The sequence below is a fragment of the Desulfobacterales bacterium genome (assembly GCA_030066985.1).
Taxonomy (GTDB): Bacteria; Desulfobacterota; Desulfobacteria; order Desulfobacterales; family JAHEIW01; genus JAHEIW01.
Window position 1 is genome coordinate 1 of the sequence record JASJAN010000029.1, and the last position, 23,682, is coordinate 23,682.

15 protein-coding genes are annotated in these 23,682 nt (G+C 48.6%); 13 read left to right on the plus strand and 2 right to left on the minus strand.

Annotated features, from left to right (window positions below; translation table 11 throughout):
- Positions 1 to 557: 557 nt before the first annotated feature.
- Both QNJ26_15140 and QNJ26_15145 read right to left on the minus strand, forming a co-directional pair.
- Positions 558 to 2,450 carry a response regulator gene (locus QNJ26_15140; GenBank protein ID MDJ0986875.1) on the minus strand — a complete coding sequence of 631 codons (1,893 nt, stop codon included), beginning with the start codon at positions 2,448 to 2,450 and terminating at the stop codon, positions 558 to 560.
- A 434-nt stretch (positions 2,451 to 2,884) separates the two neighbouring features.
- Positions 2,885 to 5,506 carry a response regulator gene (locus QNJ26_15145; GenBank protein MDJ0986876.1) on the minus strand — a complete coding sequence of 874 codons (2,622 nt, stop codon included), beginning with the start codon at positions 5,504 to 5,506 and terminating at the stop codon, positions 2,885 to 2,887.
- A gap of 510 nt (positions 5,507 to 6,016) precedes the next feature.
- On the opposite strand from QNJ26_15145, the gene QNJ26_15150 reads away from it, so the two are divergent.
- The 13 genes from QNJ26_15150 to QNJ26_15210 all read left to right on the plus strand — a co-directional run bounded on the left by QNJ26_15150 (position 6,017) and on the right by QNJ26_15210 (position 23,352).
- Positions 6,017 to 6,670 (plus strand): response regulator transcription factor, encoded by a 654-nt coding sequence (locus QNJ26_15150; GenBank protein MDJ0986877.1) that lies wholly within the window; start codon positions 6,017 to 6,019, stop codon positions 6,668 to 6,670.
- Between the two features lie 788 nt (positions 6,671 to 7,458).
- A complete protein-coding gene (locus tag QNJ26_15155) occupies positions 7,459 to 7,788 on the plus strand; it encodes a PilZ domain-containing protein (protein ID MDJ0986878.1) in 330 nt (109 codons plus the stop codon).
- 108 nt (positions 7,789 to 7,896) lie between these two features.
- The gene (locus QNJ26_15160; GenBank protein ID MDJ0986879.1) at positions 7,897 to 8,937 is read left to right on the plus strand and encodes a sigma-54 dependent transcriptional regulator; all 1,041 of its coding nucleotides are present in this window, start codon (positions 7,897 to 7,899) and stop codon (positions 8,935 to 8,937) included.
- A gap of 1,680 nt (positions 8,938 to 10,617) precedes the next feature.
- Positions 10,618 to 12,528: a hypothetical protein gene (locus QNJ26_15165; protein ID MDJ0986880.1), complete on the plus strand. Its 1,911-nt coding sequence runs from the start codon at positions 10,618 to 10,620 to the stop codon at positions 12,526 to 12,528.
- 48 nt (positions 12,529 to 12,576) lie between these two features.
- Entirely contained in the window at positions 12,577 to 13,101 is a 525-nt protein-coding gene (locus QNJ26_15170; GenBank protein MDJ0986881.1) for a hypothetical protein, read from the plus strand.
- A gap of 136 nt (positions 13,102 to 13,237) precedes the next feature.
- The gene (locus tag QNJ26_15175; protein ID MDJ0986882.1) at positions 13,238 to 13,756 is read left to right on the plus strand and encodes a hypothetical protein; all 519 of its coding nucleotides are present in this window, start codon (positions 13,238 to 13,240) and stop codon (positions 13,754 to 13,756) included.
- An 18-nt stretch (positions 13,757 to 13,774) separates the two neighbouring features.
- Positions 13,775 to 15,301: a type IV pilus secretin PilQ gene (gene pilQ, locus QNJ26_15180; GenBank protein ID MDJ0986883.1), complete on the plus strand. Its 1,527-nt coding sequence runs from the start codon at positions 13,775 to 13,777 to the stop codon at positions 15,299 to 15,301.
- A 359-nt stretch (positions 15,302 to 15,660) separates the two neighbouring features.
- A complete protein-coding gene (locus tag QNJ26_15185) occupies positions 15,661 to 17,442 on the plus strand; it encodes an AAA family ATPase (protein MDJ0986884.1) in 1,782 nt (593 codons plus the stop codon).
- A gap of 78 nt (positions 17,443 to 17,520) precedes the next feature.
- Positions 17,521 to 19,224: a GspE/PulE family protein gene (locus tag QNJ26_15190; GenBank protein MDJ0986885.1), complete on the plus strand. Its 1,704-nt coding sequence runs from the start codon at positions 17,521 to 17,523 to the stop codon at positions 19,222 to 19,224.
- A gap of 311 nt (positions 19,225 to 19,535) precedes the next feature.
- Positions 19,536 to 20,756 carry a type II secretion system F family protein gene (locus tag QNJ26_15195; protein ID MDJ0986886.1) on the plus strand — a complete coding sequence of 407 codons (1,221 nt, stop codon included), beginning with the start codon at positions 19,536 to 19,538 and terminating at the stop codon, positions 20,754 to 20,756.
- A gap of 170 nt (positions 20,757 to 20,926) precedes the next feature.
- Entirely contained in the window at positions 20,927 to 22,264 is a 1,338-nt protein-coding gene (locus QNJ26_15200) for a sigma-54 dependent transcriptional regulator (GenBank protein MDJ0986887.1), read from the plus strand.
- A gap of 279 nt (positions 22,265 to 22,543) precedes the next feature.
- Entirely contained in the window at positions 22,544 to 22,930 is a 387-nt protein-coding gene (locus QNJ26_15205; GenBank protein ID MDJ0986888.1) for a prepilin-type N-terminal cleavage/methylation domain-containing protein, read from the plus strand.
- Between the two features lie 41 nt (positions 22,931 to 22,971).
- Positions 22,972 to 23,352 carry a prepilin-type N-terminal cleavage/methylation domain-containing protein gene (locus QNJ26_15210; GenBank protein ID MDJ0986889.1) on the plus strand — a complete coding sequence of 127 codons (381 nt, stop codon included), beginning with the start codon at positions 22,972 to 22,974 and terminating at the stop codon, positions 23,350 to 23,352.
- Positions 23,353 to 23,682 lie beyond the last annotated feature (330 nt).

Consider the following 23,682-nt stretch of genomic DNA (forward strand, 5'->3'; position numbering starts at 1 on the left):
TACGGCCCAGCGGGTTGTTAATTCTATCAAAGGTTTTTTGGGATAGCCGCCACAATTTTTTATTAACCGCGACTAAAATACCCTTTTGTCTTTTGACAGGATTAACAGGATTTTCAGGATTATATTTTTCTTTCTCACTTTCCGGATGGAAGTGAGAATACTCAATCCGCCTGCGGCGGAAATCTACCCATTTATCTCCGGGCCAGTAGTATAATTTTCCTAAACATTATCACTTTCACACCGCGTTTTTATATTTCAAAATAGATGAAGCTATTGGATTACTGAAATTACTATGTTTCATTACTACACAGCTTGTTTTACTTTAGCTGTATGTTGTGATTCCTTTTTTATTCGCCGCAGGCGATTGGGGTTTGGTCGCTCTCATCCGGAGAGCGACCAAAAGGAAAAATCCAATTTATCCTGTAAATCCTGTCTAAAAAAATCCTAACATCTACACTCTGTTTGCCTCTGGTATATTGTTACTTTGTTTATGCTCAGTCCACAGTCCTCAGCACTCAGTCCTTTTTTCCCTGACACCTGAACACCGAAACCTAGTCTTATTGTTTGAGCATCTGAGATAGCGTGCTGCTGAGGTTGGCAAGCTCCACCGGCTTGGTGAGAAAGGTTGACACCGCATTTTTTACACGGTCGCCGAATTCATTCAGACTCGTGACTTCATATCCGGTAACAAAGGCGATCCGGGCATCCGGATTCAGATCCAGAATCTTTTCGGCACAGCTGCCCCCATCCATTTCCGGCATATTGATATCCAGCAGGACGATATCCGGTTTGTTTGCGCTGTACTGTCTAATGGCTTCCTGGCCGCTGATGGCAATTGCCGATTGATATCCCAGGCTGTCGAGCAAATTCTGCATGGCCCTTAAAATTTCTTCTTCGTCATCGACCACCAGAATGGTCTCACCGTTGCCGTAGGCAATTTCTTGCGTCCGATACGGCATGTCCGCAATTTCAGCACCGGCGTCCACCAGAGGAAATGTCATCACAATGCGTGTGCCCTTTTTGGGTTTGGAATCAATATGAATCAGGCCGTCATGGCTTTTGATGATACCGTATGTGGTTGACAGCCCCAGACCTGTTCCCTTGCCGATGGGTTTCGTCGTAAAAAAGGGATCAAAGCATTGCTCGACAGTTTTGCGGTTCATCCCCTGCCCGTTGTCGGATACGATCAATTCAGCGTGCTTGCCTATCTGCCGGGCCTGGAGGAGCAACTGCCCTCCGGCAGGCATAGCATCGCGAGCGTTGTTGCAAAGATTCATCAACGCCTGGCTCAGACCGGAATAATCGCCGCGTATCGGTAGGGAATCGGGTAAATCAATTTGAATATCAATTTTCTTTTCAAATGATTTTTTGATGAGCTCATAGGTTTCCTCGGTCACCTTGACCAAATCCACCGTGCTGAATTCTTTGGCCATTTGTTTGCGTGAAAATTGCAGCAAACCGTCGACCAGACCGGCGCCGCGCCTGACAGATTGGCTGATGCGCTCGGTGATCTCAGTGATATCCTTATTTTCCTTGTTGTTCATCTGAATCACCTGCGTGTTGACCAATACCTCGGTTAGGGTGTTTCTGAAATTGTGGGCCACGCCGGCAGCGATGGTGCCGATGGCCTCCATTTTCTGAACATGCTGCAGACGCATTTCCAGCTGTTTGCGCTCGGTCACATCGGTGATCAGCAGAATGGTGGTCAGGGGCTCCCCCTTTACAGGTATGCATGAGATGGCCACCAGACGACCGCCCAGTTCAATCGGATTTTTGGCACCGATTTCAATTCGTTTTTCGTCTCCGGACTTTAAAACGGCAGCCAGTTTATCCCGAATGCTGCTATCAAATAAATCCGGTGGGTAGGAAGCCAGCAGATCCCCTTTATCCAACCCGAACATCTCGACCGCACTGGCATTGGCGTACACCACCTTGCCCGAAAACACCTCCAGGATACCTTCGGACATGCTCTCCAGAATGGTTTCCAGGTGGTGGTTGCGAGACAGCAGCTCTTTGGTCAGCTGCCGGGCATAGACGTTTTCAAGACCCTTGATGGGTTTGGATTCATCATCCTGGCTTGGCGTTTCCGAGGCTTCGATGGCGGCCAGCACATGCTTGCCCATTTTGTCAAAAGGCCCTTTGGCGATGTAAGCATCAGCGCCGATTTCGGTGTGGTCAAAATCGAGCTCGGCTACCGCAGCCGACAAAATCACCAGATAGCAGTCTTTCAGGTGGGGCATTTTTCGGACAATATGGCACAACTTGTCCCCATCGATCTTGGGCATGATCAGGTCAAAGAACATGATATCCGGATAAAAGGACGTCAGCAGGTTCAAGGCGGCAAACCCGTCCTGGGCCGTCGCCACTTCGTGACCTTCTTTTTCCAGCAAATCACTTGCAAATTTTAACAGCACCCGATCATCATCAACCAGCAAAATCTTCTTCTTCATAAGCTCAAAACCTTATTGTCTTTGACAAGAACAAATGTTTGTTTTTAGACAGGATCAACAGGATTTTCAGGATTATATTTTTCTTTCTCACTTCCCGGATGGAAGTGAGAAAACTCAATCCGCCTCCGGCGGAAATCTACCCATTTATCTCCAGGCCAGTAGTATGATTTTCCTGAACATTATCCCTTTCACACCGCGTTTTTATATTTCAAAATGGATGAAGTTATTGGATTACCGTAATTACTATGTTTCATTACTACACAGCTTGTTTTATCTTAGCTGTATGTTGTGATTCCTTTTTTATTCGCCGTAGGCGATTGAGTATTTTCAGTTTCTTCTGGAAACTGAAAATAAAAAAAATCAAATCTTGTTAATCCTGTTAATCCTGTCAAAAGAACATCATTTCGTCGTTACTTTGAGCAGTTTGCAGCGCGCTAGCCGCTTCGAGCTATCTCCCGCGCCAGCTGCTGCAGCTTTTGCGCGACCCGCTCCAGCTGGTCGGCCAGGCTGTTGACGATCTGATCGGCATCGTCCAGTGTCTCCTCACGACCCATTTTTTCAAGGGTGTAAGCTGTATCGGCGGCAGCTTCGGCCTGGAAATTACGCAGCATTCCCTTTAGGGAATGTGCGGTGCGGGTCAGGGTTTTGGCGTCACTGTTCTTGAGAGTATCGCGCAACGTATCGAGCATTTGCGGATAGTCGTTCATGAAGATGTCAACCAGCTCTCCAAAAAGGCTATGATCGTTTTCAAATGACTTCAGCAACCCATCGAGCTCGGGGCTGCCTGATTTTTGCCCATCGCCGGCCGGGTCAGATTCTTCTTCAGGTGCAGGCGGCACCAGGGCTTCAATGGCTTTAAAAAGCTTGTTGGCCGAAATGGGTTTGGACACATAGCTATCCATACCGGCTTCAAGGCAGCGCTCGCGGTCTCCCTCGGTTGCGTATGCTGTCATAGCGATAATCGGTATGTGACTGCCGGTCTCAGCTTCAATTTTGCGTATTTCCCTCGTGGCCTCAAAACCGTCCATTTCAGGCATCTGGACATCCATCAGGATAACATCAAACATATCCGGGTCAAATGCGTCCACGGCCTGACGCCCGTTTTCAACCAGAATCGGCTGGAAATTGTTTTTCTCAAGCAGCCGCAAGATAAAGGTTTGGTTAAAAGGGGTGTCTTCAGCCACCAGAATTTTTAGGTTCTGCATGAGCGCTCTGATTTTGGATACAGGCGCTTTTGGCGGCTGCGGCTGCGCTGCCGGTTTCAGATTCAGGGCAACCTGCAACAAATTCAGCATCTCCGGCGGATTGAGCGGTTTTGTGGCACTGGCTTTAATGCCAAGTTCCCCGAACTCCGCTTTGCGCTTAAGGTGCGGAAAGGTTAGCATCATGGCCACCCGCAGATCCTCCATATGACGGTTTTTTATCCAGCGTGCCAGGCTGAAGCCATCTGAGCCGGGCATATCCGAATCAAGAATCACCAGATCAAAGGGCTCCTCGGCAGCGCTGCTTTCCGAAATGATCTGGCGAGCCTCCTCAGCATTGGTGGCAAATTGTGCTGTCAGCTGCCAGCTTTCGAGCATCTCTTTGATCAACCGCCTGGCGGCCGCATTGTCATCGACGACAAGGATGCTCGCCCGGTTGAGCCCGTCGACCGTCGGCCCTACCGTTGCCAGCGGCTGCTCGGGCAGCCGGCTTAAGGCGGCGGCAAATTCAAAACGGCTCCCTTGTCGGGGCTCACTGGCCACAGTTAGCTCACCGCCCATTAATTTGACCAGCTGGGACGATACCGCCAGACCCAGTCCGGTTCCGCCATATTGATTGGTTGTTTTGGCGTCCACCTGTTTAAATGCGCTGAAGATGTCCTTGTGCTTCTCTTTGGGAATACCGATGCCGGTGTCTTCGACCGAAAAATTCAGAACCGCTTTTTTATCGGTGTGCTGCGCGGAGCCTACATTGACAAAGATCTCTCCCTCCTCTGTGAATTTTACGGCATTTTCAATCAGGTTGAGCAGGATCTGGCGCAAACGGTCCGGGTCTCCCACAAGGCGATCGGGAACATCCGCTGCCACGCGATATGCCAGTTCAAGCCCTTTTGTCTGCGTGCGCATACCCATCATACTGAGCGTATCTTTCATAAAATCCCGCAGTTCAAAGGGTGCATTTTCCAATTCGAATTTGTCGGCTTCGATTTTGGAAAAATCAAGCAGATTGTTGATCAGCGATAAGAGCGCATAAGCAGAAGAAATAACCACATCAAGATCTTCGCGCTGGTCCGAGCGCAGGTCTGTTTCCAGCATCAGCTCAATGAGACCGATGATCGAATTGAGCGGCGTTCGAATTTCGTGGCTCATATTCGCCAAAAAACGGCTTTTTTCGCGATTGGCCGCTTCGGCTGCCATTTTGGCCTGTTTAAGGGCCTCCGCCTCTCTGCGCTCAGTAACATCGCGCAAAAAGCCGCCAAATCCGGTCAGTTCCCCCTTGGCATCGGTTATGGCAACGATGGAAGTCTCCGCAAAGCGGCGTGAATCGTCCCGTCTGATGAAAATGAGATCCAATGCTTTAACCGCATCCCTTGTGCGATAAACCTGATTAATGCCATTGAGCAGTTTCTGGGAACTGTCTTCATCCAGATAGGCGCTATGACTCATATCCGTCATTTCGACCCGGGAATATCCAAGCAGGTCGCACATGGCGTCATTAAAAAAGGTGAGGTTGCCGGCGATATCAAGCTCGTAGTACCCGTCCGGGGTGGTTTCAACGATCCGCCGGTAGCGTTCCTCGCTGTCGCGCAGCGCCTGCTCGGTTAATTTGCGCCGATTGACCGTATACTGAGCGTGGGCGCCAAAAATAATAAACAGACATAAAATCGTTAATCGGCTCCATATTTCACCGATCCCCGGCCCGACCAGCCGCTGGAAAAAATTAACGTCATATTCGGTGAAAAGGTATAGAACCGAATCGAAAATAGTGTAGAACAGCGCCAGTCCAAATCCGATCAACACCATTTGATCCCAGATGTGGACCCTTATTTTCCGTTTGATTTCGATGGCGGTCATCTGGCAATTCCCCTTATCGATACCTTATTATTCGGGTTTGGTTGATATCGTTTTCTATTGAAGAGTTGATATATATTCTATAGCGTTTTGAAAATCCAGCCATTGTGCATAAGGTTAACTAGAAATATTTATCAGGGAACAAAGAGATTTTCAAGTGCTCATGGGTTCAAAGGTTCAGGGTTCTGGGTTCTGCGTTTGGGAGTTGTCAGGCAACCTTTATAGGTTGACTCTTGTTCTCTGTTCACAAAGATTCTATATCTTTTTCATGGTTTTTAACCTCTGAACCTTGGAACCCTGAACCTTGGAACCTGGCGGCATACACCGGTAGATAGATAAATTTGGTAAAAGGTCAAATATAATATTATTACATATAGTTAGGCTATAAGGGAGCCAATTGAAATTGACAACCCAGACCAGATTTGATATCAATTATATATAATGATTCAGTATACTTAAAATTGTAACCAACTTTTTTTGCAACCCAAAACCGCTGAATAAAAAGGCTGAAATTTGGCTAAGTCAACACCACCGACACAGGTCCATATTGTGGGGCCGCTGATGTTTCAAAACAAACTGATGGCCTGGTACCTGGAAGAAAAAACCGGCCTGGCATGTAGCTGCCTCAAAGAATTGGACATGGCGTCATTATCCGATCGAAATGGGCAGCAGATCGATCTGGTACTATTGGATTGTCTGGGCAGTGATTATAGCAATTTGTGGTCGACCATTCGTCCCTTGTTCGATGCCGATATGAAAAGGATTTATGTCGCCATTTTTAATATGGGCGCCGGACAGCCGTTTGGAAACGATCTGGTCAAACGAGGTGTTCGCGGTGTTTTTTACGATGATGATCCGCTTCCGAATCTCGCCAAGGGGGTCCCGGCCATCCTTGAAGGGGAGCTGTGGTTTTCCCGCAAAGACCTGATGAAATGCATTCTCGACTCGGATTCAGACAGCAAGTTGGCAATGGAGCTCAAAGCACAGCTCACTGCAAGGGAGCGCGAAATTCTCCTGTTGATCGCTTCCGGAATCAACAACAGTCAGATTGCTGAGAATCTGAACATCAGCCGCAATACCGTTAAAACGCATCTGTACAACATCTACAATAAAATAAATGTCCCCAATCGTCTTCAGGCCGCATTGTGGGCCGCCAAACATCTATAAAGGATACCGCGTTACTGGTTATTTGTTAATAGTTATTGGCCTTGACGCATTGATGTTCACACCCGCTACAAAAACATCAAATAAAGAATGGTAGTAGAAGCTGTCCCCAAAACAGGTGATCACAGTCCCCGCGTGAATGGGGGATTTCATATATGATTTTTTAAAATTGTTTGTGCACAATATAAAATCTTCTTAGACAGGATTTACAGGATTATCAGGATCCTTTTGGCCGTTCTCCGGAAGAGAACGGCCAAATCCAATCGCCTGCGACGAGGGTTTCGTGCTTTCATTTAAATGAGCTGGCAATTTATATCATAGGCGCCAGTCCTTGAGTTAAATTGTATCACCAAAGGTATTTACTCCGCTGAAAGCGGATTGAGTTTAGTCGCTCTCGTCCGGAGAGCGACTAAGAAAAAAATCCTCAATATCCTGTAGATCCTGTCAAAAATAAATCATAAACGATGGTATTCGAGCATTTCGAATGGGTTCAACTATTCACCAATTAACGAATAACGATTAACAAATAACACCAAGCGAGCGTATCCGCTCGCTTGAACTAGTACTTTTGTGGTACCTGGCGGTAACCCAATCTAATAAAAAGATAGTCCATTTGCCCGATTGACGTTAAGTTATAAAATTTGCATATTATTGTTGTCAAAATTTAATTTTAACGCTAAAAGGGGTTAAATCGAAGCCTCGTCCGACCAGATCAATTCCGATAGGCTTTTCGTTGAGGGCTTTGGTTTCCCTCCGGCGGTTTTCCCCTGAAAACGCAAAGGAATGTCATCGTGATTGAAAAAAGGAAGGTGCAGCGATTTGACTTAGAATTGGAAGCATTTGTTTCCATGCCCGGCGAAACTGGTCAGACAGACTTGGGAAACATGGTTACCAGAGATGTTTCAATGAGTGGCGTTTATCTGCTTACCGATGCGCCGCTGCCCATAGGCTCAAAAGTAAATGTGGATATGATTCTGACACTGGGGGGCAGAAAAAAGCAAAATGCGCAGCAGGCCTGGATTAAAGCTTCCGGGAAAGTTCTGCGAACCGATAATCAGGGGATGGCCGTCAGCTTTGATGACCAGTCCCGCATCCTGCCGCTTGCGAAAAAAGCGGATTAACTAAAATTGCTGATGAGGCTCAGCTAATTGGGCTTATCAAATATTTGCAGTTGAAATTCAGTAGTCTCTGTGGTGTAAATTAATCGTAGATTTTGCATCTGGATGCCTATGGAACCCAAGTTAATCGGAGTCAGTCAAAATATTCAGCGCATCAGAGCGCTTATCGATCAGATTGCCGATACGGGCCTGAACACCATCATCTATGGTGAAACCGGCGTTGGCAAGGAATTGATTGTTCAAAGCCTATACCATAAGTCCAACCGCGTCGGTAAACCATTTGTAAAGGTCAATTGCGCCGCCCTGCCGGACACCCTGCTGGAAAGTGAAATGTTCGGCTATGAGCAGGGGGCATTTACCGGTGCCGATCGCCGCAAACGCGGCAAGTTCGAGCAGGCTCACGGCGGAGTCCTCTTTCTGGATGAAATCGGCGACATGTCCCTTCCGCTTCAATCCAAACTGCTGCACGTGCTTCAGGGCGGTGATTTTACGCCGCTGGGTTCTGAAAAGGCGATGACCGCAGATACCTGGGTCATCGCAGCCACCAACCACGAGCTCGAGCATGATATGCAAAATGGCGAGTTCAGGGAAGATTTGTATTACCGTCTCAGCACCATTAAAATTTATATTGAGCCGTTGCGCAATCGCTCAGAGGACATCCCGCATCTGATTGAACACTACATTGAAGAATACAGCCAGATGTTCGGTGATAAAAAGCTTCAAATCCCAAGCCAGAACATCATCTCAAAAATGGCCAGCTACCAATGGCCTGGCAACGTCAGAGAACTGCAAAACGTGCTCAAGCGGTTTATGATCCTGGGAGAAGGTGAAGAAACCATCGACGACCTGCTCAACACGGCAGCCCCCCGGCAGCGTGGTGCCGACTTTCCGCCAGGCGAAGCCAAGCCCTCTATCCCGGTCGACCTCTGGGGGGCTGATGGTGATAAACCACCGAATCTGTCATCATTGTCTTTGAAGAAAGTCCGCAAAAAAGCGTTGGATCGGGTTGAAAAAGAAGTCATATCCTACGTGTTAGATAAAACGGGCTGGAATCGCAGCAAAGCCGCTAAAATCCTCAATATCAGCTACAAAACCCTGCTATATAAAATCAAAGATCTCAGCATCGAACAGCCACCGGATGCATCTGATTAATCCCTAAGGCTCAAGGTTCACCGTTCTGCGTTCACCCGCCTTCGCGAATGCTACGGCGCGGCGAGCAAGGTTCAAAGGTTGTGGCACTAGCTACTGGCGGCTGGCTTATGCAGTAGCGCTGGAATTCCAGGCGGGAGTGCGCCGTGTAAGTCTTAAGCCCAATTGGATAAAAACCGAGGACGAGTACGATGAATAACTGGATCTTTCGTCCTCGTCGTCGTCCTCGTGCTCGTCCTCGAAAACGCAGACGACCTAATATTGCACAAATCGCGACCTTGGAACCTCTGAACCCTGAACTCTGAACCTTAGAATTCCGAAGGAATTCTTTTTCACATCTTTGGGTAAACCAATACCCATTTCAGCCCACAAACAGAAGCAGGCTCAACACCTTACAGATTCGAGGTCCCGAAGAACGTGAATCTATCCTAATGAAGTTACAGCCAATTTAAACGCGGTTCGCAGCAACCGTAATTTTCCGGACAAAAACAAATATCATGGAATAAAACTTGCTATACATTTCATCTGAGGTTGAAAATTCTCAACACGACCTATCTGGCCTGGATAAAATAGCCTGCATGCGAAAGTGCCAAACGGAATTCCGAAGGGCAAACACAGAGGAGCACAGACCCGGCAAACACATCTCAAGGTATCATTGGGGAGAGCCATTTTGTCAGATAACCCCATATGATCCGGCTGGACGGCTGTGCCGCATACTGAAAATTCCTTTTAGAATCTTTGAATGAGTGCGTGGATGACGAGAGAATTAAAATGGAATCTCAAGCGGAAAAAACTATGAACGAGCAAAAGCAAAACCTCACATCAACCGACAATGGCGGAAGGCGTTCCGGGGGGGATCGTCGAACTTACTCTTATACTATGCATTTCCCTGAAAGGCGCAAAGGAGACGATCGGCGTAAAAGTAAAGATCGCCGCAAAACGCCACGCTATAAACTCCCGACAGATTAGAATTATTTCAAATTTTGAAATTTTGATGCTACATAATTTGTAAAATTCGCCTTCAATGCCATGCTTGTTTGGTTTAGTAGCCATCAATCGGAATCAGATGACTCGGCGGGACCGGACAATTATTCAATGCATGGCGCCGGTATGATGGCATCAACAAGGAAAGCAGCCCGCGAGCATGTTTAATTAGCAGATAAAGTTTGCAAATTATTTGTTTTACTTATAAAGTCGCATAGATATGGGAACGGCCTTGAATCCCGAATTTAAGGCAACTTTCAAGGTCATATCAGATTCTGCAAAGCGCTTGAAAACCAATGGTTTTCGCTAAGGTGTTATTTCTTGACAAAAAGCTAATTTTATGAATTAATTAATGTAGTTACTTGTTACTCGTCATTATTTGATGAGACCCAACTCAAATATGAAATTTTATCGGCACGACGAATTCGCGGGTAGTCGAGCTGATCAGCGGTAGTGATTGGATAAAGGCGCGGCTGCACCGCATGGCAGTATTTTGCACCATGCGCATAAGCGGAATCATATGTGCCGTTTTTGTTGCCGATCATAGCGCAAGCGGCGCCGGTTGCCCGTTTTGGCAAATAGCAGGCAGGCCCTTCAGCGGCTGTGTTGCCAGGTGATGCCACAACGCAGCCCGCAACCCGTTGCAGTTTTATCAGGACAAAAGATTGACCCGCTTTGATTTTTCAGGGGAGAGCAGTTTTGGCCAAAAAGAATGAGATTTCTTCAACAGAGAGACTTCTTGAGCTAATCCGCACCGACAGAGAAGTCGACATAGAGGGCGCCGCCAAACCGTCGCGAAAAAAAAGCAGCGGCGTCAAATCATCGGTTCTGAGCTCATTTTCAATCGGGAAAAACATCACCGTCGGTGTCGATATCGGATATGATGACCTCAAGCTGGTTAAGCTGAAACGCATATCGGATCAAAACCACGAACTGCTCGAATATGCTCGAATACCCTTCGATCCTAAAATCCCCAGAGAGAACCCGGATTTCTATCAGTTTTTGAGACCGACACTGTTGGACTTTTGCGGAGCGGACAAAAATGCCGACATGTGGTGCACCATTTCTTCTGCCCGGGTGGAAACCCGTCAGTTCCGAATACCGAAAGTCGCCTCCCGCCAGATTCCAAACGCCATCTATTGGACGTACCAGCGAGAATCGGCTTTTGATGAAGAAGAAAAACTATTCGACTTTGAAATTTTGAGCGAAGTACTGGATGAACAACCTCCCCAAATGGATGTGCTCGCCTATACCGTGCCGCAAGTCGAAGTCGTCGCCCTGCGAGATATGTTTGCCAAAGCCGGATTTCCTTTATCCGGCATATCCATCGTTCCGTTTGCATTTCAGACCCTAATGCGCACGCGTCGCGTAGAGGCTTTAGGCGAGTATGTGGCCAGCCTCTATATCGGGCGCGACTGGTCGCGGATTGATATTTTCCGAGAGGGCAATTTGACGCTGTCACGCGGTATTAAGGCGGGTGTGCGCACCATGATGGAGTCTCTTCAGAAAGAAATTGAGGGCACTAGCAAAGGTCTTTCATTGGTCAAGTCGCCCGATGAGGAGGTCGGCCGGATTCGAGCCGTAAAGAAAAAGATGAAGCTCGATTTGAAATTAGCCCAGGAATATTTCTTCGGTCACTTTCAGACGCCGGGCACGGGTGATGCGAACAGACAGAGGCCTATCATCGATGAAAACAAGGTGTTTCAAATGATCCAGCCGGCGCTGGAACGACTGGTGCGGCAGCTGGAGCGCACCATTCGCCATTACGCCTTGAACTTTGAAAACGCCAAAATCGGCAAAATATATATCTCCAGCGGGGCAACACCGCATCAACGGATTTTGAATTATATCGGCGAAGAGTTGGGCATGCCTACTGAAGTATTGAACCCTTTTCAGAGCAGTTCAAACTTTCTGCCGCTGGTGCCGATTCCGGATTCGGTATCCGAACAAAGCTCCTTTGCGCCGGCGGTGGGCATGGGACTGGCGGATAATTCGCGGACACCGAATTTTTTATATACTTATAAGGACAAGCGCAAGGCCGAACGCAACCAGCTGATTAACCGCGGTGTGTTTGCGCTCTTTACACTCCTGATGGTGGCCTGTGTCGGGTTCTCGTTCTGGCAGGAGCGGCTCATTCGCGAGAAAGAGGAACAAAAACTGAAAATGACCCAACACATAGAGCAATACAACCTGCGGGTTGATCAGAACTTGATCCTCAAACTGGTTGAGCAAATCCGTCAGAAAAACAAATCTGACCGGGCTATTGGTCAAAAATATTTAAATCTTGCGGTGATTAGCGAAGTCGTTGACCTGACGCCGCCAAATGTTCGTTTACTGAGCATATCCACGCAATTGGGCCCTTTGCAGAAAAAAGCACCGCCGCAAGAGGGCAAAAAGAAAAAGGCCAGCCCTCCACCGCAATCTAAATTACTGATTCTGGAAGGCATCGTTCAAGGCGATCGCCTCACGCTGGAATCGACGCTGGCCGGTTATTTAATGGAGTTAAAAAATTCGCCGTTATTTGATCAGCCGGATATCAGCACCAAATCATTTGAGTTTTCAGGAAACAATGAGGTCTTGCGGTTTAAGGCCCAACTGAATCTGGTATAGACAAACGACCGGCAAACCATACGAAAAAGAATTAAAATGGCAGATCGAATGTTAAAAAAACCCTTGGCCCAAAGCCTGATGATACTCGCTGTATGCGTGGTGGGAATTCTGGCCTTTTTCCTGCTGATCATTCTGCCCTCGGAAAGAGCAGCCGGTGAATTGGACCAGGAAATCAAGGAGTTAAATGCGCGTATTGAAGAGCAGCGCATTTTGACGCCGGTATTCCACAGCCTGCTGAAACGGTCTAAGGTGTTGCCGCCTTCGGATCTACCCGTTCCGGAACGAACAAAATTGACCCATGGCGATATCAATACCATCTCGAGCGTTTTTCAGGAAATTGCTGCCCGTCACAATTTAAAACTCGAAGACGTTAAAACCGATGTCAGTTCGATGGTGGAGGATGCCGGCTACCTGTCAATGCAGCTTCGACTCAACGGCAATTTCTATAAGTTCCGTGAGTTTTTAGTTGATTTGGGATCGATTCCATCTCTGGAGCACATCGAGGAAATCAGCATACGTCCTCAAAAGGCGTCGAGAGAGCTTGAAATAAAACTCTGGCTGGCGCAGGAATAATTTCATTTTTAATTGCGAATTGTGAATTAAAAGTTAAAAATCGTTGAAAGAATTATATTCTAATCTCGGTTTGTGAAAGGTAGGAAGCTTAACAGCAACCTGACACCTGACACCCGAAACCTGAAACCTTAAGATTATGAGCCAACGGGAAAAAATAATTGTCGGTTTGATGCTGCTGAGTGTGGTATACGGTATTTATGCTCTTTTCTTCGAGGGCAAGGGTAATAATAAAGCCTCACAGCCGGGAGTGGTCAGCGCCGCTGTCCAGCTGGACAATTTAAATGCCTTTATTACCAAGGTTGCCGACGCATCCAAGGCAGGGATGTCAAAAGAAGATAAATATATCATTTCGCGGGCCGAAACCAAATGGAAGCAGGACCCGATGATAACGGCCGAGTTAACCGACAAGCCCAAGGAGGAGATAGACCGGCAGAAAAAGGTCATCCAGGAAACCGGCCCTCGACCCGATCTTACTTACACCGGCTTTATGCAGATGGGCGATAAAAAGTTTGCCATCATAAACGGTTTTGAATACGCCCCTGGTGATCAACTTATAGTGGGCGACTATAAGGTGGCCAGCATCACACCGACCAAAGTGGTCATTGTTTCGACAGACGGCAGCAAAAAAAGGTTTATTTATCCATTGGAAGAATAACCATTAGGGTGAAAACTTATGAATTGCGTCAAACTAAACAACAGGCTAGGGTATATCATCGTCGCAGTGGGAATCTGTTTTTTGCTGATCGGCGGCTGTGCCAGCCCCAAACTGGAAAAGCAGGACCCATTTTTTGACGAATGGAAAACCAAGGCGGAAACTTCTAAGGGCTTTTCGCCGGGCAAACCCAAACCCATCGACGAGCAGCCGAACATCATCAAGCCTAAAGTAACACCCAAAGAAATCAAAATTGATGATATCGCCGAAAAACCGCTGCCCACGCGCAAAATCAGCCTCAAGATGACCGACATCGATGTGTCGGTGGTATTGCGTGCACTGGCCCGTGCGTCGGATCAAAATATTATCGTCAGCGAGGCGGTATCCGGCAAGATCAACATCAATATCGCCCAGGCGCCCTGGGACCAGGTTTTTTTAGGCATTCTGCGCACACAGGGCCTCAGCTACGCCTGGGAGGGTGAGATTATTCGCATCATGACCGCCGATGATATGGAAGAGGATCTCAAACGCCAGGCCCGGCAGCGAGAATTGACACTGACCGAGCAACCGCTAACCCGCATCGTTCCCGTTCGATATGCCACCGCCGACAATTTGAAGGATAACCTGGAAAAATTTCTGACCGCCGATAAGGACGGCAACCCCATCGGCTCCATTCTGGTCGACAGCCACACCAACTCTCTGATCATCCAGGCCATCCGCAGCGACATGAAAACCATTGTTGCGGTTGTTGACCAGCTGGACAAGCCGACACCCCAGGTACTGATCGAAGCTTATATCGTGGAAGCCAACAAGGATGTGGCCCGTGAACTGGGTATCCAGTGGGGCGGGCTGATACGAACCGGTAAAGGCACCGGCGTTGGGTTTGGCACCGGCCGCGACAGCGGCGTGCTGGGCGATACGGTGGGCTCGGCCGTAGACCCGACCTCAGACACGGTGGTGGATTTACCGGCCCAGGCGCTGGGCGGTTATGAACCTTTTTCGCTGGGGCTCATTTACCAGAACCTCGGCGATGTTCTTTTGGCCACCCAGCTGTCTGCCCTGCAGGACAAAGGCAAGCTCAACATTCTCTCCAGCCCATCGATTACCACCCTGGACAATCAGACCGCGTTTATAGAAAGCGGTGAGGATATTCCCTTTCAAACCGTAGAAGACGGTGAGGTCAACGTTGAATTTAAAAAGGCGGTGCTGAGCTTGAAAGTCACGCCGCACGTGATCGATGACAATACCCTTAAAATGTATGTCAATGTTCATAAAGATGAAGCCGATTTTTCCAGAACCGTCCTCGGCAATCCGACGATCATTACTAAAAATGCCGAGACCAACGTCATTCAACTGGATGGCCAAACCATCGTCATCGGTGGTCTGAACAAAGAAACCACCAGTCGCTCGGACACCGGGGTTCCGTTCTTGGAAGACATCCCCGGACTGGGCTACCTGTTTAAACGCAAAAGCACCGATGATCGGCTCGAGGATCTGTTGATTTTCATTACACCGCACATCCTGGAGGCGGCGCCACCGCGCAGTTAGACCATCGGGTAAGGACGCGGATCAGTATTGATCCAAACAGCAGGAGGAAAAGCAAAAACCAAAAATCGAGTGCCTGAATGAAATATGCCTCAGGGCCGCAGGCGAACATCTGACGTATTCAACAAATCTCCCCGCACCTTTTAGATGACATCAATCGTTTCCGGCACTCCTTTTCCCGACACCCTTTTGGCACCTGGGATCGCAAAGGGCAATTTGGGCACCTTGGGACCATCCCCGGCATTATCTTAACTTTGTCATACGGTATTACGGTGCGATGGGTTGCGCAAAAGACCGTTTAGCAGCAAAACGTTCTTTGCAGGTACCAAAACCACAAGCCGGCGATTAGGCCATAGACCGCGATGGATTATTTTAATATTTTAAATTTAAAGCAGGAGCCGTTTTCAAACTCACCGGACCCTGATTTTTTCTTTCATTCCCGGGAGCACCAGGAGTGCCTGCAGAAGCTGGAATTGTCGTTGCTGCTGCGCCGCGGCTTAAATGTCATTATCGGCGACGTGGGAACCGGTAAAACCACGTTGTGCCGCCAACTCATCCGGCGTTTTGCCCGCCGCGATGAGATTACCACCCACTTGATTTTAGACCCTCACTTTGCCGATGCCCAGGAGGTACTGACTACGGTCGGTAAGTTGCTGATGGGCAATGATGTGAAGCTGCCCAGCAACGAATGGCAAATCAAAGAGCAGATCAAACAGCACCTGTTTAAAAGCGGTGTCCAGCAAGATAAAACCACTGTGCTGATCATCGACGAGGGCCAGAAAATCCCGCCTTTTTGCCTCGAGATTCTGCGCGAATTCTTAAATTATGAAACCAACGAATACAAATTGCTGCAAATTATTATATTTGCTCAAAAAGAATTCGAGAACACGATTAAAAAATATGCCAATTTCGCCGACCGCATCAATCTGTATCATTATCTGAAGCCTTTAAATTTCCGCGATACGCGGTTGATGATCAAGTTCCGTCTGGAAAAGTCAAAGGATACCCATAAGAAGCTTGACTTTTTCAGCTACCCGGCCATGCTCAAAATCTATCGGACCAGCGGTGGGTATCCCCGCAAAATCATTAACTTATGCCATCATTGCATTCTGGCCATGATCGTCCAGAATCGCAAACGGATTAGCGCCGGGCTGGTTCGCTCCTGCATCAAACGCGCCTTTCCGGGTGAGCCGCGCCGCTGGAAAGGGGCAGTTGCCACTGCTGCTCTGGCCGTCGCAGCGGCCCTGATCTTTTTTGCTTTCCTGATGCCGGAAAAAATAAAGGCGCTATGGCCCCAGGGGCTTATGCTCAGTCAGAAGCAAACATTGCAGCCGGTCATTGCGCCGCCTGAAGGTAATCCAAGTGCTGCTGCTGAAACAACCGCCCAGCAGAACAACCCATCGGCATCGGAACCTGCCGTCGATTCCAATCAAGATACCCTTGCGGCCCAAGAAACCAGCCCTACTGATTCTCAAATCACGGTAGCCGAACAGACAAGCGTCGCGGAAAACACGCAAACGTCAACTGCGCCTGCTGCAAGCGGCGAAATGCCTTCAATAGCGGCATTAAGCACGACGGTTCAGCAAGCTTCCAAACCAGCCAATCCGATTGAAGGCCAAAAAACCTATGGGCCTATTTTGGGCAATATTACGCTGAAACGCTATGATACCCTGTCGTTTGTGATTCAGATGGTATACGGCAGCTTCAATTCAAAGTATTTTCGCTCTGTGATTCTGGCCAATCCGGCAATAGATGATCCTGATCTGGTGGATGTGGATCAGGCGATTGCCATGCCGGCCATTCCGGTTTCGGTGAGAACTGCAGACCAAAGCGCGTGGTGGGTCCTGCTCGATGAAAAAGACGATCTGGACAAAGCCTATCATTTTTTACGCGACTACCCGGCCACCGCACCCCCGGCGCGCATGATACCCTATTGGAACCCTCAGTCAGGTAACCGCTTTGCAATTGTTCTCAAAGCGTATTTTTACAGTGCGGATGCTGCGCTGGAAAAATTAAGCGGCCTGCCGGAAGAGTTGGCGCCGGGAGGCAAAGTGTTGTCGAGTTGGAATGACAATAGCGTTTTTTTTGCGAACCCGTTTGCACGCTTTTCGCAGGATACAACGCTCCAGGCTCAGGAAGAGTAAGACCGGCCGGCCAAAGATGCCGACCGTCTGATAAGCTTGTGTGAGTATCCGACACGTTAACCATAAGAGAGATCTAAAGTGAAAGCACGTAAAAAATTAGGAGAAATTCTGGTTGAAGGCGGGTTGCTCACCCAGGAGCAGCTCGAAAAAGCACTACCATATCAGAAAAAGAGCAAACTGAAACTGGGCCAATTTCTGGTGCGCGAGGGCATCGTCAGCGAATCCCAGATCGTGGATCTGGTATCCAGCCAGTTAAAATTGGAAAAATACCGGCCGGATAAATTTACGGTGGACGTGGAGCTGGCTCAGCTGCTCTCAGCTGAAATTGCGCATCGCTGCCAGGCGGCACCGTTGAAAAAAAGCGGGCTGTTGCTCACCGTTGCCATGACCGATCCGCTGGACATCAATTCTCTGGATACGATCGAAGTCTATACCAACTGTGAAGTGGAAGCGGTTATTTGCACCGAGCAGCACCTTAACCAGCTACTGACTACTGTCTACGGCACCTATTCCGGCATCGGCGATGTTCTCGAGGACATGGAGGAAATGGAAATTGACAAGAGTGCCGAGAAAACCACCAGTCTTGATGATGTCGAGGTCAGCTCACTGCAGGGTATGGCCGAAGAAGCCCCGGTGGTCCGTCTGGTCAACTCCATTCTTTCACAGGGCGTTCGTGAAGGCTGCAGTGATATCCATATCAGCCCAGAGAAACAATATGTTCAGGTACGTTTCCGCGTGGACGGCAAGCTTCACGAGGTGCCCGCCCCTCCCAAGGGCATGTTTCTGCCGATCATCTCGCGTCTGAAAATTTTGGCCAACATGGACATTGCTGTTTCCAGAATTCCCCAGGATGGGCGCTTCACAGTAAAGATGAAAAACAAAGACATTAATATCCGTGCGTCCACCATTCCCTCCATTCACGGGGAAAACATGGTGCTGCGTCTGCTGGACACCAGCAACAGCATCTATTCGTTGGAGCGGCTGGGCATGACAGAAAAAGATCGCGCCAATCTTGAAAAAATGATTGTCAAACCCCACGGCATGATATTGAGCACCGGGCCTACGGGAAGCGGAAAAAGTACCAGCCTGTATTCGATCTTGAAGAAAATCAACCAGCCGGAAGTTCACATTATCACCGTTGAAGACCCGGTTGAGTACCGCATCGAAAAAATTAGACAGGTACAATTAAATCGCAAAGCCGGCATGTCGTTTGCCAGCGGGTTGCGGTCCATTCTACGCCAGGATCCGGATGTTATCATGGTAGGTGAGATTCGTGACAGTGAAACCGCAACCCTGGCTGTGCAAGCGGCTCTAACCGGCCATATGGTGTTCAGCACGCTGCATACCAATGACGCTGCCGGCGCCATTACGCGCTTCATCGACATGGGCATCGAGCCGTTTCTGGTCTCTTCGACCATGACGGTATCTTTTGCCCAACGGCTGGTTCGAAAAGTATGCCCCAATTGCATGACCAACTATGAGCCCTCAAAAGAAATATTGAAATCCTGGGGGATTAACAACAAAGCCCACGCTAATTTTGTGCAGGGCAAAGGTTGTTTTAACTGCATGCACACCGGTTATAAGGGACGTACCGGTGTCTATGAGGTGATGACCATCAATGATGAGATCAAGGACCTGATTTTAAAACGGCAATCCTCGCATGCGATTCATCAGGCCGCCATAAATTCCGGTAGCTTTACGTCGTTGAAAGAAAACGCCGCTGAAAAAGCCCTCAAGGGCATTACCACACTGGAAGAGGCTGGGTCAGCGGTACTCCTTTAATCTAAATTGATCGTTTCAAATTATAAAATAGGACTATTTATAGGAAAGGAATTCTGCCTTATTTTTGTTTTTTTAATTTGAAACCCTTCGGGCTTGCCGATCTCACCGCATCTACTGTGTTAGATGCCGTTCCGCATAGAAAACTATAGCGAAACGACATCTGCAGTGTAGCTGCGGCAACCTCGACAAGCGCTCAACTTAGATTTAATTTTGCGGGTTGCGCGTTTTCGCTGCCAGCAGCTACTAACCCAGTAACAAATGACCTTGGATAAGCAACCTCTGAACCTTTGAACCTCTGAGCGAGGAACGAGATGCCAACATATCAGTACGAGGCGATTACCGAAACCGGCGCCACCACCAGCGGTGAGATCGAAGCCGATTCTCCGGAAGCTGCAAACAGCCTGCTGGCAGCCCGGGGCTACATCCCCACCCAGGTAAAAACCGAGCAAGCGGCCATTAGTAGTTTTCAGATGTCGAAAATCAGGGAATTGTTGTCGCCGGTCAAGGCGCCTGAATTGATCCTTTTTACCAAACAGTTCAAAACCATGTTCAACGCCGGGGTGTCCATGATCAGCATGCTCGAGATCCTGGAAGAACAGACCGAAAATCCCCGCCTGCGGGCTATCCTCGGTAGGATGCACCAGGATATCAAAGAAGGCGCCAGTCTTCATGAAGCTTTTAGCAATCACCCCAAGGTGTTTTCACCCTTGTACTGCAGCATGATCAAAGCCGGCGAGGCCAGTGGGGCGCTGCCGGATGTGCTCGACCGCTTGGTCTATATCATCGAACACGAGCATCAGGTCAAATCGGATATCAAATCCGCCTTTACATATCCGATAATCGTGGTGGTCTTTTTGTTCACGGCATTTTTGATCCTGATCACCCAGGTGATTCCCAAATTTGCCAAGATTTTTGAAAACGCCGGGCTGCAATTGCCCCTGCCGACCCAGATTTGCATTCTGCTTTACAAACTTTTATTTAATTACTGGTATATCATTATCGGCGCTGCTGTCTTGATCGCGATGGGTTTGTATTATTATTTAAAAACAAAGCAGGGCAAATTCGCGCGGGATACGTTATTCATGAAGATTCCGCTGATCGGGCCTTTGTTTATCAAAAGTGCCGTGTCACGCTTTGCCAGTATTTTTTCAATCCTACAGGCCAGTGGTGTCGATGTGCTGGAATCGATGGACATGCTATCGGAAACCATTGGCAATGCCGCCATCGGCAATGAGCTAGAGAACATCAAAGATCGTCTGGCTGAGGGACGCGGCATTGCAGGCCCTTTGAGCGAGACTAAGTACTTCACGCCCATGCTCATCAATATGGTGGCCATCGGCGAGGAATCTGGCAATCTGGAATCCATGATGCAGGAAGTCGCCAGCCATTATGATACCGAAGTGGAGTATTCAATGAAAAAAATGTCAGAGGCCATTGGCCCGCTGCTGACCATCGGGCTGGCGGCAGTGGTCGGTTTTTTCGCCTTGGCGATATTCCTGCCGATGTGGGATCTGACGTTGATTGCCAGATAGTAAAGCGGGTTTCAGGTTTCAGTGTTCAGGTGTCAGGGCACTAATGTTCATACAGGAGCCTGAAATCACTACTTGTTTTTGTTTAAAGCCAACGGGTAAAGAGGCTAGCAAAAGGCCATGGGGCCCGAGAGCCTGACACCTGACATCCGACACCTGACACCTAAATTAAGATGCGTCAATCACGATTTTATATCAGCCTCTACATCATCATTCCTTTTATTATCACCGGATTGACGGTCCTGGCGGCCATCATTTCCTTCCGGCTGACCAAATACAGCCTCACCCAGGGTTTGGAATCCGCCCAGCCGATTTTCTGGTTGATTCTCATACTGGGTGCTACCGCCTTTGCCACTGGATTTTTGCTCGTTCGATTTATATTGAAACCCGTTGAGCTTTTTGTGAGAAAAGCGCGCAAGCTGGCCTCGCTTTCCGGCGAGAAAACCAACACCAAAAAGGACTGGTCGATTGATCATATCGATCAATTCGCCAGCGTGTTTGATCGGGTCACATCGGTTCTCAGCCGCATGGATGCGCGCCATTTTTTTCCGGATATTATCGGCGAGAGCCTGGCCATGCGGGGCTTGCTGGGCCTGATCAAAAAGGTCGCGCCCTCGGATTCGACGGTCTTGATCCTCGGCGAAAGCGGCACCGGCAAGGAGCTGGTGGCGACCAGTATCTTTGAAAACAGCGACCGCCAGGGCAAGCCCTTTATCAAGCTCAACTGCGCCGCGATTCCCGAGGAGCTTCTGGAAAGTGAATTGTTCGGCCACGAAAAGGGCGCCTTTACCGGCGCCACCAAGTTCAAGCCCGGTAAATTTGACATGGCGCACAAAGGCACCATTTTTCTGGACGAAATCGGTGATATGCCCTTAAACCTGCAGTCCAAAATTCTGCGCGTCATCCAGGAAAAGGAGTTTTACCGTGTGGGCGGCAGCAGCACCATCAAAGTGGATGTGCGCTTTGTCGCTTCCACCAATCAGAACCTGGAAAAAATGGTTCAGGAAGGCCAATTCAGAGAGGACCTCTTCTATCGCCTGAACGTCTTTACCCTGCACCTGCCACCGCTGCGCGAGCGTAAAGAAGACATCCCTCTGCTGGTTGATTATATTTTGCAGCATCTTTCCAAAAAGGTCGAGATCTCATCGGTGGCCCTGCAAATGATCATGGCCTATGCCTGGCCGGGCAATATCCGGGAGCTCAAAAACGTTGTCGAAAGCGCGGCCGTGATTGCCGAAGACGGATTTATCGAGCCCGCCCAGCTGCCCGCAAAAGTCACCGGTGTTTTCAATAACAGCGAATCCAACAGCGTATCACTGCCCGCCGCCAACCTGCCGCTGGACGAGCGTCTCAGGGAAATCGAAAAAAGCATGATCATCGAAGCCCTACGCAAAACCGGTGGTGTCCAGGTCAGGGCCACCGAGCTGCTGGGAATCAACCAGCGCAGCCTGTGGCACCGCATCAAAAAACACGGTATCGATGTCAAAAGCATCAAAAACAACGAAATTTGATGCTTTGCCCTGCCAATATTCTTCAAATTTTGAAGAATACTCACAAATTGTAAACTAGGGTCAAATCATCATTTATTGGTGTTATTTTTATAACTAATTGAAATTTATATATATAAGTTTAATTCAACGAATCTTCAAGATTATTGGCATTATTTATGCAGATATGTGGCCTGTCAGCACCCGCAGATCATCCGAAAAGGGGGAATTTTGCGGTTGAATCTGCGAGGTTATTACGCTATTGATTGCAATGGCATACCATGGAAGGAAGGAGTAGGGGTTATGAAAAAGCAAACTATCTTAGACAATGAGCAGGGTTTCACGCTGGTAGAAATTATCGCGGTTTTGATCATACTGGGAATTCTGGCTGCTGTGGCCGTACCGCGCTATATCGACCTGGAAGCCAATGCGCAGGAAAGAGCCATTGACGCCGGCATATCGGAACTAAACGGCAGAGAAAGTCTTACCTGGGCAGATGAAAAGATTAATTCCACCGGTTATGTTGATGATGCTACAACTTTTGGAAGAGTCGACACTAGTTTGGGAACTGAATACAGCTGGTCGGTAGGACCTGCCGCTACCGGTGGCACCCTGGATTTTAAAAATGCATCGGTAGCTTTGACCCGATCAGCATCAACGGTGAGTCAGCCAGCAGTGTGGAGCCGTTAACAGCTTAGGAACCCTGTTTAATAAGTCTGCACACACCGAGAATGGATACGCTTAGAGCGGACAGGGGATTCACCTTACTTGAAATTATCGCCACTTTGGTGATTTTGAGCATACTGGCGGCGGTGGCCATTCCTCGCTATATCAGCCTGGATGAAAGCGCCAAGCAAAAGGCCATCAATGCCGGCATCGCCGAGCTCAACGGACGCGAAATCCTGACCTGGTCGAATCTGAAAATCGGCAACAGTTATCAGGACGACGCCTCCTTATTTCCGCTGATGGATACCTCTCTGGGTATCGATTACACCTGGAGCGGCGTCGGCCCGGACGCCAGCGGGGGAACGCTGAGCTTTCAGCAAAGCGCCGGTGTATCTTTATCCCGGACGATATCCACCACCGTTCGGCCCGGGGTTTGGTCGCGCTAACTTTATGGCCGATTAAGCCTGAACAAATTAGCTTCAGCATGAAAAAGAGCAGCGCATCTACGCTGCTCTTTTTTTTGTGGGGAGCAAGCGGCGATAAGCGGCAGAATCGGATGCCCGCTCGCGGGCGCTTTTGGGCTTGCCGGAATGGATTCCTGTGTTATATTTGGAACAGATTTCTTCACGCAAAGACGCCAAGGCGTAAAGATCATTTGGTTTTTCCCCTTAATTCATTTCTTTGCGATCTTTGCGGCTTTGCGAGAAAATAAACACCAACAAATCCATAGCCAACAGGAAACCAATACGGTATCCTGAATTATTGAAAGGGTCCTT

Excerpts from the sequence above, each read along its gene's own strand:
- QNJ26_15140 (MDJ0986875.1), bottom strand. The coding sequence starts at position 2,450 with ATGAAGAAGAAGATTTTGCTGGTTGATGATGATCGGGTGCTGTTAAAA.
- QNJ26_15145 (MDJ0986876.1), bottom strand. The coding sequence starts at position 5,506 with ATGACCGCCATCGAAATCAAACGGAAAATAAGGGTCCACATCTGGGAT.
- QNJ26_15160 (MDJ0986879.1), top strand. The coding sequence starts at position 7,897 with ATGGAACCCAAGTTAATCGGAGTCAGTCAAAATATTCAGCGCATCAGA.
- QNJ26_15170 (MDJ0986881.1), top strand. The coding sequence starts at position 12,577 with ATGTTAAAAAAACCCTTGGCCCAAAGCCTGATGATACTCGCTGTATGC.
- QNJ26_15175 (MDJ0986882.1), top strand. The coding sequence starts at position 13,238 with ATGAGCCAACGGGAAAAAATAATTGTCGGTTTGATGCTGCTGAGTGTG.
- pilQ (MDJ0986883.1), top strand. The coding sequence starts at position 13,775 with ATGAATTGCGTCAAACTAAACAACAGGCTAGGGTATATCATCGTCGCA.
- QNJ26_15185 (MDJ0986884.1), top strand. The coding sequence starts at position 15,661 with ATGGATTATTTTAATATTTTAAATTTAAAGCAGGAGCCGTTTTCAAAC.
- QNJ26_15195 (MDJ0986886.1), top strand. The coding sequence starts at position 19,536 with ATGCCAACATATCAGTACGAGGCGATTACCGAAACCGGCGCCACCACC.
- QNJ26_15200 (MDJ0986887.1), top strand. The coding sequence starts at position 20,927 with ATGCGTCAATCACGATTTTATATCAGCCTCTACATCATCATTCCTTTT.
- QNJ26_15205 (MDJ0986888.1), top strand. The coding sequence starts at position 22,544 with ATGAAAAAGCAAACTATCTTAGACAATGAGCAGGGTTTCACGCTGGTA.
- QNJ26_15210 (MDJ0986889.1), top strand. The coding sequence starts at position 22,972 with ATGGATACGCTTAGAGCGGACAGGGGATTCACCTTACTTGAAATTATC.